Origin of the sequence: Cognatundibacterium griseum (genome assembly GCF_014284195.1) — a bacterium.
Classification (GTDB): domain Bacteria; phylum Pseudomonadota; class Gammaproteobacteria; order Burkholderiales; family Burkholderiaceae_D; genus Undibacterium; species Undibacterium griseum.
The window spans coordinates 62,959-76,248 of sequence record NZ_JACOGC010000007.1 but is presented as its reverse complement, the minus strand read 5'-3'; the positions used below and the strand labels follow the sequence as shown (position 1 = coordinate 76,248).

Here is a 13,290-nt window from a genome sequence, read left to right as displayed (position 1 = left end):
GCCGATGACTGAACTGATGAATGAACCGATATTTTTCTGGAGCGTCAGCTCGACGCCGTTAGAAATTTTCTCTTTTGCTTTGTCGGTATGCACGGTTGCATTAAATATCCGTCAGATACATTGGGCCTGGTTGTTCTCTATCTTGTCCTCAGCCTTATATGGCATCGTTTTTTTTCACTCCAGATTATACGGCGACATGGGTTTGCAGCTGGCATTTATTCTGGTGTCAGTGTGGGGCTGGATATGCTGGTTACGCGGCACCGGGGACGTTTCTCTGCCTGTGTCTCGTTTGACGATGCAGCAATGGGGGGCTTCGGTTGCGACATGGGCTGCTGGATTTATACTGCTGGCCTGGTTTCTGAAAGTGCAGACCGATACCGATGTGCCTCAGATGGATGGTTTCCTGACGGCCGGCAGCTTATTAGGACAGGTTTTATTATCAAGAAAAAAAATAGAAAACTGGCTGATCTGGATAATGGTTGATCTGCTGTACGTGGGTTTGTATGTGTACAAAAATCTGGTGTTAACTGCGGTTTTATATGCCGTATTTGTGATAATGGCGATGGCGGGGTGGCGCGCATGGAGCAGGCTAGGCAAGGAATGAATGTGCAAAAAATCGCGATACTGGGCGCGGAATCATCCGGTAAATCTGCGTTGGCAGAGGCACTGGCGCTACGCTACCAGACTGTATGGGTTCCGGAGTATCTGCGTGAGTTCGTTGAGCAGCAGCAGAGAGTTCCGCTTGCCAGCGAACAGGCTGGCATCGCCCGGATACAGTTGGAGCGCGAAGCGGCTGCGCTGCAACAGGCGAATCACTGGCTTTTTTGCGACACCACGCCGCTCATGACGGCGATTTACAGCGAACATTATTTTTCTGAACCGGACCCCGAACTGGCCGCACTGGCAGCGGCACACCATTATGACTTTACGCTGGTCACTGCTCCCGATCTGCCGTGGGTGCCAGATGGTTTGCAGCGCGAATCTCCTGCCGTCAGGGCAAAGATCCATGAACGCCTGATGGATATTCTGGAGGAGCGTGGAATTCCTCATTTGCTGATTGAGGGCAGCCTGCCACAACGCGTGGAACAGGTTGAATTTGCCTTATCATTTCTGAGTATGTAAAAAAAGCCATTGATATCAAATCAAAGGCTTTTTTATTTTCTTCGTTTAGCTGTATCTCGCCGGTTTCCGGATGCCGTTATTTCCCGGCGATCTCCTTCGGTTACTGACTTTCCATCAGGCTTCTCAGATGTTCTGCCTTGCCCGGGTGCCGCAATTTTTTCATGGCTTTGGCTTCGATCTGACGAATCCGTTCGCGAGTGACTTCAAATTGCTTGCCAACTTCTTCCAGTGTGAATTCGCTGGCGGTATCCAGTCCAAAACGCATACGCAGCACCTTGGCTTCGCGTGGACTCAGCGAATCCAGTGCTTCCTTCAGTTTTGCCTGTACGGAGGCCTGCATGGCGGCAGCCATAGGCGACATGGTGGCATTGTCTTCAATGAAATCACCCAGCTGGGAATCACCATCATCCCCGATCGGGACATCAAGAGAAACCGGCTCTTTCGCAATCTTGAGGATTTCTCTGACTTTGACTTCAGGTAAGCCCATTTTTTCTGCAATGGCTGCCGGTTCTGGTTCCAGTCCGCTTGCCTGCAACAGCTGACGCTTGATGCGGTTCATTTTGTTGATGGTTTCAATCATATGTACCGGCACGCGGATCGTGCGCGCCTGATCGGCAATCGCACGGGCTATGGCCTGGCGTATCCACCATGTTGCATAAGTGGAGAATTTATAGCCGCGCCGGTATTCAAACTTATCCACGGCTTTGAGCAGGCCAATATTGCCTTCCTGGATCAGATCAAGGAATTGCAGACCGCGATTGACATATTTCTTGGCAATCGAAATCACCAGCCGCAGATTGGCCTCGGTCATTGCGCGTTTGGCTTCGCTGGAGCGCTTTTCGCCGGCAATCATTTGCTTGTTAATTTCACGCAGTGCATTCAGTGGCAGTTCAACGTGTTCTTCCAGCCGGATCAGTTTTTGCTGTAATTCCCGGGCGGCATGAATCTGACGTGACAGAACAGCAGCATAAGGCTGTGAAGACTGCATTTCCTGTTCAAGCCATACCGGATTGGATGCATGAATGCGCAACATTTCGATGAAATAAGCACGGGGCATGCCGCACTTGTTCACGAGCAATTCCAGCATCTGTTTTTCTGTATGACGCAATTCTTTCATTTGCTTGCGCAGCGTGTCGCATAATTTTTCAGCCGCCTTGACGGTAAAACGCATGCCTTGCAATTCACGCGACACAGCCTGTTGTGCTCGCGTATATTGAGCAGATGCATAACCATGTTGTTCTCGCGCAGATTGCATCTGCGCGAAATAGCGGCGGACTGCTGTAAATTTCTGGAGCGAAGCAGTTTTCAGCTGCTGCAACTGCTCATCACTGATTCCGGTGACCTGTTCCGAGACGGCATCGTCGTCATCTTCAACCTCTTCATGATCGTCGGCATCATTCAGCATCAGTGCCGACTCATCACTTTCTTCGGGATTCAGCAAACCATCAATAATGTCATCAATACGTGTTTCGTCCTTTTCTACCTTGTCAGCAATCAGCAGGATTTCTTTGATCGTAACAGGGCAGGCAGAAATCGCCTGAACCATGTCTTTCAGGCCTTCTTCGATACGCTTTGCAATTTCAATTTCACCGCTGCGCGTCAGCAGTTCAACACCGCCCATTTCGCGCATATACATGCGCACAGGATCTGTGGTGCGGCCGAAGTCGGAATCAACCGTCGCCAGTGCGGCTGCGGCAACCGATTCTGCCTCATCATCACTGACGGCGGTATTGGTGGTATCGGTCAACAGCATCATGGCCGCATCCGGAGCCTGATCGTAGACAGCAATCCCCATATCATTAAGCGTACTGATCACGTCCTGAATCATCTCAGGATCGGCCACTTCTTCCGGCAGATGGTCATTGATTTCCGCATGTGTGAGATAGGAACGGTCTTTGCCAAGCCGGATCAGCTTGGTAAGCTGCTTGCGATATTGTTCCAGCTGCGCTTCGTTATTCACGGTGCCGGGTTTTTTTGCTTTCGCGCGGGCAGCCCGTTTGAGTTCGGCAGACTCTGCCGCATTGAGCGCCTGAATTTCGTCATTCTCAAATGCATACTCGCTTGCCTTGCGTCCGCGTTTTGCCGGTTCTTTCATCTCCGGCAAAACATAGCCGGACGTATCAATTGCGTTGCTTGGGACGCTGTTTGCGGGCGAAGATTTCAACACGGTTGGCTCGGGGGCGCGGTCAGGCGTACCTGCCGTGATTGGTGCTGATCTGGCAACCTGAGGCGGAACCTGGGGAGATGCCTGAGCCGGCGATGGTACAGACGAGATTGCCTGGGGCGCAACCGCTTTTGCGGTTACGACCGGTACCGGAACAACGGTTCTTACTGCCGCAGGGCGGATTTCGCGTTTTACGACAGGAGTAGAATTGTTTTCCTGATCAGACAACAGCAATTTCTTGGCAACTTTCGGAGTGGTCTTCCTGATGACGGCGGCGCGTGGTTTGGCAATATCGGCACCGGTCAGGGTGAGTAACTCCGCTTTTAAATCGGCACGAATTTCTGTTTTTTCTGCCTTAATGGTTTCTTCGGCAGCAGTGACGACATTGTCCGAACTGCTGTCCGGTGTGTCTACATCGTCGCGGTTTTCCGGTGGTGCCGCTAATTCGGCTGGAAGTGAAATCGTTTCATCTGCAGGCATGTTGCTGATGGCTTCTATTTCTTCCGCAGTGAACGCTTTGACTGGGGTAACAATCGCTTCCGCCATCACAGGCTGTAGGCGGGAGCGGCGTCGGGTCACGACCGTAACTGGGGATGCCGCGCTGGTATCTGCCTGCGTGGCATGTTCATTGTCCTGAACCTGTGCGGATGCAGGCAGCACCGGGCGGCTGGCTGGCAAAGTTTTTTTGCCTAAGGTCAGTGTGGAGCCGGTCTTGGGAATAGAAATAGTTGAATCAGTTAAGCTGTTTTTCATGTAGCAAAATCGAGTACGACAACAAAAGCTTGTCAAAGTGTATGGTGATGGCAATAGCAACAGGCTGTTGACAATCAAATGTTTCAGATCAACGGCCGGTACGGACGAAAAAGCCCGCTGATTAAAGCGGGCTGCGCTGGTAAAAGCGATTCGGTTATCTCGCACTACGACTTATCTGAAGAGACGCGAGGGCAGAATTATCCTCGGGTTGGCACTTCTTGACAAGTTTTGTCTGCGTTTCCTGAAAATTTAATGGGGCGTTATTCTGGCGATTTATCGTGTGCGGCGTGGGGCTGCGGTATTCCGTTACTATCTGCAGATAGATGATCGTTATTTTTTATCTATGTAATCAAAAATTTCAGTCAAAACAGAATGTTATTTTTAAATTATTTATATTTTTATTTCAATTTTTTGTGATGAGACTGGATGTATTGACATACGTGCTATCGCGCAGAGTGATTCAGGTCAAGGTGTGTACCTGCCGGACAGCGACAGCCGAATGATGCATCCGGCTAAATGATGAACATAGGCATGGTTGCAGATAAAGCCTATCATGCAGGTGTATGCCGATATCTTCATTGAGTCGGGGCGCCTGGACATAACCAGGAAGACGGTCATGAAAATAAATAAGATACCGATGATTTTTCTGACAGTCTGGACACTGTGTTCCTGTTCGGTTTTTTCGGATGGGAAACGCCAGTCAGACGGTCTTTATACAGGGACAGCTATTCAGGAAATCAGCGTTGAGCGCACGCAGGATGGCCGTCAGTTTGTGACTGGCCTGTCGCCGCAATTTGTGATGGAGCGTTTTGAAACACGGGATACACAAGGACGCACCATCATTTATGTCGCCCTGACTGATGGCGACACAGGCGGACTGATATTTATTGATAATCATTTGTGGGCAACGGTGTCCAGACAGGATGCGCTGGCTTTTTACAGCTGTCGTGGTTATGTCACGGCTATTCAGCAGCACTGGGCCAAAGAGGCGGCACGGTGGGCGGACACCTTGTTGGCAGTCGCGCAGGAAACGCATAGCATCACCCTGCACCTGACAGGTAAATCCAGTTTGCGCAGCATTATCGAAGTGGTCAATGACCCATCTTTATCCCAGGTTGGTTCGCTGATTGATCTGGGCAGCAATCCGCTCGGCATTTTCAGGAAGCTCAGTTCTGCCCGGGATACGCTGGTCGAGCACGATAATTATCAAAAAACTTTGCAGCAGCTGACTGGCGTTACCACCGGCACGACGGAGGAAAAAATTGCGGAAATCATCAAGCCTGAGGATGTTTCTTTTGTGAATGGCGGACTGATCATGGCTTATCCCCGTTTTTCACTGGAGTATTTCGTCAGTAACGGTATTGTGAAGGTGGTGCAGCAGCCATCGTTTCATCAGCTGTCGCGCAGTCAGGCTGCATTGTTCTACCTGCCTGGGACAAAATGGGATCAATGCACTTTACAGGGCTGGCGCAATGCCGTGCCAGCCCAGACATTCGATGTGCTGCCACACAAAGCGCCATAATCCTGTCATCAGAAAAGCCGCCGGTATTACGGCTGTATGCGCCAGTTCAGCGGTTTATTTGTAGTGTCGGTCACTGTGGTCATTTCTTTGAAAACACGCGCTTGCAGCGCATCAGGTAAACGGACAAAATCGACGCTGTTCACGAAGCGATCACCATTCATGAATGCCCAGGTGAAGAACTTCAGGGTGGCGCTGGTTTTTTCAGGCTGTGATGTGATTTGCGGCAGGATAATGAATGTGCCCATGGTAATCGGCCAGGATTTTGCGCCGGCCTTGTCGGTCAGCATTTCCTCAAAATTACCCTGAGTTTTCCAGCTGCTGTTTGCCAGCGCTGTCGAAAATCCTTCCGCTGACGGCATCAGGAATTTTCCGTCACGGTTTTGCAGCTGGATGGCATCCAGCTTGTCCTGTACCACATAGTTGTAGTCAATATAGCTGATGGAGTAAGGTGTTTTTTTGACTGTGGCAGAAATTGTGCTGCTGCCTTTGACCTGATTCAGTTTCTGATTCCAGTTGATGGTGAAATTTTTTCCGAAAGCGGTTTGCCATGTTTTATCCACCTTGCTGAGATAATCGGTAAAGTTATACGTCGTCCCAGAACCATCCTGGCGGACGATGACTTCGATGGGCTTGGACGGTAAGCGGAGATTCGGGTTCAGTGCCTGAATTTCTGCCGCATTCCATTGCGTGATCCGCGAGGAAAAAATACCTGCCAGCAGTTCACCGTTCATATGCAACTCGCCAGACTTGATGCCTGGCAGATTTGTGACCACCACCACACCTGAAATAGCGGAAGGAAACTGGATCAGTTTTGATTTTTTTAATTCTGCCTGTGGCAGTGCAACGTCGCTGGCACCAAAGTCAATACTGGCTTCTTTAATCTTTTTAATACCGGCAGATGAGCCGACAGCTTGATAATCGATTTTATCGCCGGTGGATTTGGCGTAAGCTTCCGCCCATTTTTGATATAAGGGTGCGGCGGCAGAGGATCCGGCACCTTTGATGTCAGCTGCCTGCGCAGTGAGGGAAAATATAAGAAGCGATGATGCAATGTAATTAAGGTATTTCATGATGATTTAGGCAATATTCGATGCAGTTGGCGGAAAAATAGGCGTGATTATCTCACGATGTCGGAAGGGATTGCTTGGCGGGAAGTATTCGTAATGCCGTTGTCATCTGATCACGTTACTGTTTACGTCAATTGCTGAAGCGTATATGGTTTATATTGTTTTAATTTATATTGGAGATTGACATGGCGACCACTGTAGTTAAAAAAGAGCCGGTAACGACCAGAAGTCCTGCTGCGAAAAAGCCGGTCGCTAAAAAAGCGGCCCCCGTTACTGCGGCAAAAAAAGCGGCACCGGTGCGCACTGCTGCAAGAGTTGGTAAAACGGAGACGGTCGCACGTACAAAAGCGACTCCGGCAAAACCGGAGGTGGTTGCCGACATTAAGATCCGTAAACCCAAACTGGTGCGTGACAGCTTTACGATGCCGGAAGCAGAGTATGCCGTTCTCGGGCAGGTGAAGAAAGCCTGCCTGAAAGCCGGTATTGAAGTGAAAAAAAGCCAGTTATTGAGATTGGGTCTGGTTTTGCTAAATAAAACGGACGTTCCTGCCTTAAAGAAACTCATTGCCGAGCTGGCTCCTCTGAAGGCTGGCCGCCCTAAGAAAGAAAAGTAATCCGGTAACGGAAGGGCAGGAAAACCCGCTTCACTCTCTGTTTGTTGCAGAGATACGGTTTTGTTGTATTTTTGCCTGTCATAAAACCGACATATAACTGTCATCTTGCTGAAGTAATCGTCCTCTATTCTTCGCCTGTCGAATCAACGACATCCAGCGATTACAAGAGGACGATGAATGCGATTACTCACGATACCAGCAGATGCGAATCCCAGTTTTTCCAAGCTGAACCTGAGTCTGGCAACCACCCCGGAAGAAGTGACTGAAGTCCAGCGCCTGCGCTACAAAGTGTTCATTGAGAGCATGGGACTTTCTGCGCTGTCGAATCCGGAAGGTCTGGATAAGGATGATTTCGACGCATACTGCGATCACCTGATTGTGCGTGACAGTAAGACTTTGAAGGTAGTCGGCACCTACCGTATTCTCGGCCCGAATGCGGCACGTGAGATGGGGCGCTATTACTCTGAAACAGAATTTGATTTATCCCGCCTGCAACATATCCGCGGCAGCATTGCGGAAGCCGGGCGTGCCTGCATTCACCCGGATTATCGCAGCGGTGCTGTGATCATGATGTTATGGGCTGGTCTGGCGGCTTATATGCGCCGTGAGCGCTGCTCGCACCTGATCGGCTGCGCCAGTATCAGCCTGACTGATGGCGGGCAAAACGCGGCGGCGATTTATCGCAGTATGACAGAGCGTGATTTTTGCCCGCTGGAATATCGTGTGACGCCGCACGTACCATTCCCTCTGGATGAAATCGATACCAGTAATGTAGAAGTCAGAATCCCTCCGCTGCTGAAAGGCTATCTGCGTGCCGGTGCCTGGGTTTGCGGTGATCCTGCATGGGATCCTGATTTCCACAGTGCTGACTTGTTTGTCATGCTACCTCTCGCCAATCTGGATGGACGCTACGCTCGCCACTACGGCACAGGGGAATAAACCGTGAAAGCCGCTGATCAGTTCCTGAGCAAGAAATTATATAAAACCGGAAAAAAGGAAGTAACCCGCTTCCGGACGATCTGGATTTCTGATCTGCATCTGGGAACCAGCGGCTGCCAGGCGACCAAGTTGCTTGAATTTTTAAAAGCGACAGAATCTGAAACCCTGTATCTGGTCGGGGATATTATCGACGGCTGGCAATTAAAGCGGCGCTGGTACTGGGATCAGACGCATAACAATGTGGTGCAGACCGTTCTGAAAAAAGCCAAAAAGGGAACGAATGTTATTTTTGTTCCCGGTAATCACGATGAGTCGATCCGACAGTTCATCGACCTCGATTTTGGTGGTATCAAAGTCCGCGATGAACTGGTGCACACCACTGCAGATGGTAAGCGTATGCTGGTGCTGCATGGTGACCGGTTTGATGGTGTGATTGCCTGTGCCAAATGGCTGGCATATGTCGGCGACAGTCTGTATACGGTAATCCTGAAATTTAATCAGATCTTCAATCAGTGGCGGGCACGTGCTGGCTTGCCTTACTGGTCTTTGTCTCAGTACCTCAAACTGAAAGTCAAAAATGCGGTGAGTTATATCACCCAATTTGAAGATGCCCTGGCAGAAGAGGCGCGTCGCAAAGGGGTGGATGGCATTATTTGCGGTCACATCCATAAACCTGAAATTCGTGAGATTGACGGCGTTTTATATTGCAATGATGGCGACTGGGTTGAAAGTCTGTCGGCATTGGTTGAGGATGCGCAAGGTCAGCTGCGACTGATTACCTGGCATGACGTGGTACCGCATGCAAACCGCATGGAAGTACCGGATGCCGATCAGGAGATCGAGCATGAGCTTGATGCGGAAGTGGTGATGTAATCAGGGGTGGTGGAGTTGTATACCGCCTTTGTTACTCAGTTCACTTTTTTTATAATCAGTCAACGTCTTATTTCACCACCAGATCAGGCGACATGATTGCTTTCAGGTAGGTCATCAGATTTTCCGAATCCCGCTGCTTCTGAGAAATCCACCACACATTGGCTTTTCTGACACTGTGCTCCTGCAGCGGTTGATCCAGCAATTCTCCGACAACTTGTCCAAGGTAAGGCTGGTGTCCCACGATCAGAACGGGTTCCCGGCTGTTGGGCCAGTTGGCGGCACGCAGGATATCGATCGCGGTCGCTTCCGGTGACAGTTCAGGCATGATTTTAATTTTCCGGCCGCGCACTGCCAGCGCTTCGGCGGTATCCCTGGTGCGGATAGCCGGGCTGACCAGGATGCGGCAGGTATCCGGCAGCGTGCTGTCAAGCCAGTAAGCCATTTTATTCGCCTGCCTTAAACCCTTGCCGGTCAGCTTCCGGAATTCATCCGTCATTGTTTCACTGACCGGTTCAGCTTCTGCATGTCGCCAGAGTATCAGATCCATTATTCTTCATCCGAATCGGAAAGAGAGCCGAGCTGTTGCATCAGATATTGCTGGGCGCAGAAACGTGACTGGTTGCCGCGTGCTTTTTTCCGTTCATAATGCCCCTCTGAATCCAGTACCCAGGCATTTACATTGTCTTTGAGGTAGGGGTCGAGCCCTTCGGTGATGACGCGTTTTTTCAGCGATTTTTCCAAAACCGGGAAGGCAACTTCGATGCGGCGGAATAAATTCCGGTTCATCCAGTCTGCGCTGGCCAGATAAACATTGTGTTCCAGATCATTACGGAAATAATAGATGCGACTGTGCTCCAGGAAGCGGCCAATGATGGAACGCACCCGGATATTTTCAGACAAGCCAGGCACACCGGGACGCAGCGCACAGGCGCCGCGTATGATCAGATCAATTTTGACACCATCTGCCGAAGCTGCATACAGGGCGCGTATCACTGATTCATCCAGTAAAGCGTTCATCTTGGCGATGATGCGGCCTGGTCTGCCTTCGCGGGCAATGCGTGCTTCGTTGCGGATCGCTTTGATGATTTGGGGCTGCAGCGCAAATGGCGCCAGCCACAGGTAGTCAAATTTCTTGGGTTTGGTCAGACCGGTCAGGTGGATGAAGACCTCGTTAATTTCAGCAGCCATGGCCGGATGCGCGGTCAGCAGGCCAAAGTCGGTGTAAAACCGGGTTGTCGAAGGGTGGTAGTTGCCCGTTCCCATATGTGCATAATGGCGCAGGATACCGCCTTCTTCCCGACGGATCACGAGTGCCAGTTTGGCATGGGTTTTCAGTCCGACCACGCCATACACAACCTGGGCACCGGCACGCTGCAGTTTGTCTGCCCAGTTGATATTGGCCTCTTCGTCAAAACGGGCCATCAGTTCCACGATGACAGTGACTTCTTTTCCAAGGCGGGATGCCGTGATCAGCGACTCCATCAGATCGGAGTTCATGCCGGTTCTGTAAATGGTCTGTTTAATTGCGACCACATTAGGATCGAGCGAGGCAGAGCGGATAAAGTCGATGACTGTCTGGAACGGCTGGAATGGATGATGCAGCAAGATATCCTGCTTGCGCAGCAAAGTGAAGATGTCGTTATGGGAATATTTGGCGACAGTTTTGGCAGAAAATGGCGGGAAGCGCAGATTCGGTTGTTTGACGTAATCGACGATTTCTCCCAGTCTGACCATATTCACCGGACCATCGACCGGATATAAACGGTCAGGGTCGAGAGTAAATTGTTCGAGCAGGAAGCGGGCCAAATCTTCAGGGCAGTTTTTTGCCACTTCAAGACGAACAGCCGCACCAAACTGGCGGGTCTGCAGTTCGCCCTGCAGAGCCTGGCGTAAATTTTTAACCTCTTCTTCATCCACCCATAAATCGCTGTCGCGCGTTACCCGGAATTGTGAGTAGTTAATGACTTCCCGGCCATTGAACAGGTCTTCAATGTGTGCGTGAATGACTGATGATAGCAGGCAGAAAGACAGCCCATTTGAAGAAATTTCATCCGGGAGTTTGATGATGCGTGGAAGTACTCTTGGTGCCTTGACAATCGCAATGCCCGTGCCGCGACCGAATGCGTCCTTGCCCGCAAGGGATACGATGAAATTCAGACTTTTGTTCACCACCTGCGGGAACGGGTGAGCAGGGTCAAGGCCAATCGGCGTCAGCAAAGGTCTTACTTCCCGTTCGAAGTAAGACTTCACCCAGGCACGCTGGGCTTCATTCCGTTCAGAATGGCGTAACAGGTGCACGCCCTTTTTGGACAATTGCGGCAGAATTTCCTGATTCAGCAGTTCGTATTGACGTTTCGTTAACTGATGGCACTCGTTGCTGATTCGTTTCAGCATGGCCTGAAAGGCCGGATGTTCGACCAGTTCGCCATCGACGGTATTTTGTGCCAGCAAACTGGCAACCCGTACCTCAAAGAATTCATCGAGGTTGCTGCCGACAATGCACAGGTATTTCAGCCGTTCCAGTAAAGGAATGCTGCGGTCTTCGGCCTGAGCCAGCACGCGCCAGTTAAAAGCAATCTGGGATATTTCCCGATCCAGGAAGATGGCTGTTTTAGACAGGTCGGTGTGATTTTTTGAGGTGGCAGAGGCTGGCGGTTTTGTTTGATGAGGCTGGTCGGCCGCTTTGAGGGGCGTGCGTGCATCCTCCTCGGCCGGGGTGTTATTCTCGGTTTCCGGCGGAATAGTTTTAATTTCTTGGATTGGCATAAGGGTCCGGATGTCACAAAAACTGTCATATATATGTGAGACTCATTTTAATGAGACTGAATGACAAGTTTATGACAAAAAAAATGACAATAAATAAAATATTTCATGGAGCGGTAAAAGTGTCATTATCTTGTCATAATTGGCTTGTAGAGTGCGCAGCGTAGTAACGAATAAATGTAATTTAACCTTGAGGTGAACATGCAAATCAATCGTGTCGTTAAATCCCTGGTTGCTGCAATTGGTGCAGTGGCTGCATTCTCTGTTGCTCAGGCAGCGGATATCACTGGCGCAGGTGCGACCTTTCCTTACCCGATTTATGCAAAATGGGCAGAGGCTTATAAAAAGGCAACAGGCAATGGTCTGAATTACCAGTCTATCGGTTCTGGTGGCGGTATCAAGCAAATCAAGGCGAAGACAGTTGACTTCGGTGCTTCCGATATGCCTTTGAAATTGGAAGAACTGGATGCAGAAGGCCTGACACAGTTCCCAGCGATTATTGGCGGTGTGATTCCTGTTGTGAATCTGGATGGCGTTGCTCCAGGCAAGATGAAAATGACAGGTGAAGTCCTGGCAGGCATCTACATGGGCAAAATCACCAAGTGGAATGCAGCAGAAATCGCAGCGATCAACCCTGGCGTTAAATTGCCAGCAGAAGAAATCACAGTTGTGCACCGTTCTGATGGTTCAGGTACTACATTCTTGTGGACTGATTATCTGAGCAAAGTCAGTGCTGAATTCAAGACAGCAGTTGGTTCTTCCACTGCGGTGAAATGGCCAGTCGGTCTGGGTGGCAAAGGTAATGAAGGCGTTGCTGCCAACGTTCAGCGCATCAAGAATTCCATCGGTTATGTGGAATATGCTTATGTGAAGAAAAACAAAATGACTTACACACTGCTGAAAAATGCAGATGGTCAGTTTGCTGAGCCTGATGACGAAAACTTCAAAGCCGCTGCAGCTGGCGCTGACTGGAATAAGGCTCCTGGCATGTATCTGGTGCTGACTAACCAGCCAGGTAAGCTGACATGGCCAATCACTGGTGCATCCTTCATCCTGATGCACAAATCTCAGGCTGAAGCTGAAAAAGGCAAAGAAGTATTGAAATTCTTTGACTGGGCATTCAAGAACGGTGGCGCAATGGCAACTGAACTGGAATATGTTTCTCTGCCAGCTCCGGTTGTGAAACTGATTGAAGATGGCTGGAAAGCAAAAATCAAGGATGCTTCCGGTAAAGCAATCTGGTAATTGGTTTTAACATCAGTAAGATGTACCCGCCTTGGTCGGTAAGTTAAGGCGGGTCTGCAACAAACAGAGGGCGGTCCGGTCAGTTTTTGCCGGACTGCCTTTCGGTGGAAATGACACCCATGCCTACATCAATGTCCCCCGTCACTATGACCGCATCATCTGTAAGTCCAACAGTTTCTGAGTCTAAAAATAATGAATCGTCGCAGTTAAGTCATGAGCGGCTGGTTG

General features: G+C 50.1%; 11 protein-coding genes. 7 read left to right on the top strand and 4 right to left on the bottom strand.

What is annotated here, in order from left to right; all coding sequences use genetic code 11:
* Nucleotides 1-16: 16 nt before the first annotated feature.
* Entirely contained in the window at nt 17-604 is a 588-nt protein-coding gene (gene pnuC / locus H8K27_RS14975) for a nicotinamide riboside transporter PnuC (RefSeq protein ID WP_186863975.1), read from the top strand.
* Between the two features lie 2 nt (nt 605-606).
* A complete protein-coding gene (locus H8K27_RS14970; RefSeq protein WP_408058461.1) occupies nt 607-1,122 on the top strand; it encodes an AAA family ATPase in 516 nt (171 codons plus the stop codon).
* A 100-nt stretch (nt 1,123-1,222) separates the two neighbouring features.
* Here the strand turns inward: H8K27_RS14970 and rpoD are convergent, their stop codons facing one another.
* Nucleotides 1,223-3,646 (bottom strand): RNA polymerase sigma factor RpoD, encoded by a 2,424-nt coding sequence (gene rpoD, locus H8K27_RS14965; protein ID WP_408058462.1) that lies wholly within the window; start codon nt 3,644-3,646, stop codon nt 1,223-1,225.
* 1,009 nt (nt 3,647-4,655) lie between these two features.
* Between rpoD and H8K27_RS14960 the strand changes: the two genes are divergently transcribed.
* The gene (locus H8K27_RS14960) at nt 4,656-5,561 is read left to right on the top strand and encodes a hypothetical protein (protein WP_186863973.1); all 906 of its coding nucleotides are present in this window, start codon (nt 4,656-4,658) and stop codon (nt 5,559-5,561) included.
* 26 nt (nt 5,562-5,587) lie between these two features.
* Here H8K27_RS14960 and pstS (H8K27_RS14955) read toward each other — a convergent pair whose 3' ends face one another.
* Complete coding sequence (pstS, locus tag H8K27_RS14955) at nt 5,588-6,631, bottom strand: phosphate ABC transporter substrate-binding protein PstS (RefSeq protein WP_186863972.1); 1,044 nt, start codon at nt 6,629-6,631, stop codon at nt 5,588-5,590.
* A 182-nt stretch (nt 6,632-6,813) separates the two neighbouring features.
* Between pstS (H8K27_RS14955) and H8K27_RS14950 the strand changes: the two genes are divergently transcribed.
* From H8K27_RS14950 to H8K27_RS14940, 3 genes are all read left to right on the top strand, one after another.
* Nucleotides 6,814-7,242 carry a hypothetical protein gene (locus H8K27_RS14950; RefSeq protein WP_186863971.1) on the top strand — a complete coding sequence of 143 codons (429 nt, stop codon included), beginning with the start codon at nt 6,814-6,816 and terminating at the stop codon, nt 7,240-7,242.
* 177 nt (nt 7,243-7,419) lie between these two features.
* Nucleotides 7,420-8,181: a GNAT family N-acetyltransferase gene (locus tag H8K27_RS14945; protein ID WP_186863970.1), complete on the top strand. Its 762-nt coding sequence runs from the start codon at nt 7,420-7,422 to the stop codon at nt 8,179-8,181.
* Between the two features lie 3 nt (nt 8,182-8,184).
* Complete coding sequence (locus H8K27_RS14940; RefSeq protein WP_186863969.1) at nt 8,185-9,054, top strand: UDP-2,3-diacylglucosamine diphosphatase; 870 nt, start codon at nt 8,185-8,187, stop codon at nt 9,052-9,054.
* 67 nt (nt 9,055-9,121) lie between these two features.
* Here H8K27_RS14940 and H8K27_RS14935 read toward each other — a convergent pair whose 3' ends face one another.
* Together H8K27_RS14935 and ppk1 are read right to left on the bottom strand one after the other, a co-directional pair.
* Nucleotides 9,122-9,601, bottom strand: a complete 480-nt coding sequence (locus H8K27_RS14935; RefSeq protein ID WP_186863968.1) for a SixA phosphatase family protein — start codon at nt 9,599-9,601, stop codon at nt 9,122-9,124.
* Complete coding sequence (gene ppk1 / locus H8K27_RS14930) at nt 9,601-11,820, bottom strand: polyphosphate kinase 1 (RefSeq protein ID WP_186863967.1); 2,220 nt, start codon at nt 11,818-11,820, stop codon at nt 9,601-9,603. Before ppk1 ends, H8K27_RS14935 begins: the two co-directional genes overlap by 1 nt.
* 198 nt (nt 11,821-12,018) lie before the next feature.
* Here ppk1 and pstS (H8K27_RS14925) point away from each other — a divergent pair, with 198 nt between their 5' ends.
* Nucleotides 12,019-13,062, top strand: coding sequence for a phosphate ABC transporter substrate-binding protein PstS (gene pstS, locus H8K27_RS14925; protein WP_186863966.1), 1,044 nt, complete (start codon nt 12,019-12,021; stop codon nt 13,060-13,062).
* Nucleotides 13,063-13,290: the final 228 nt, after the last annotated feature.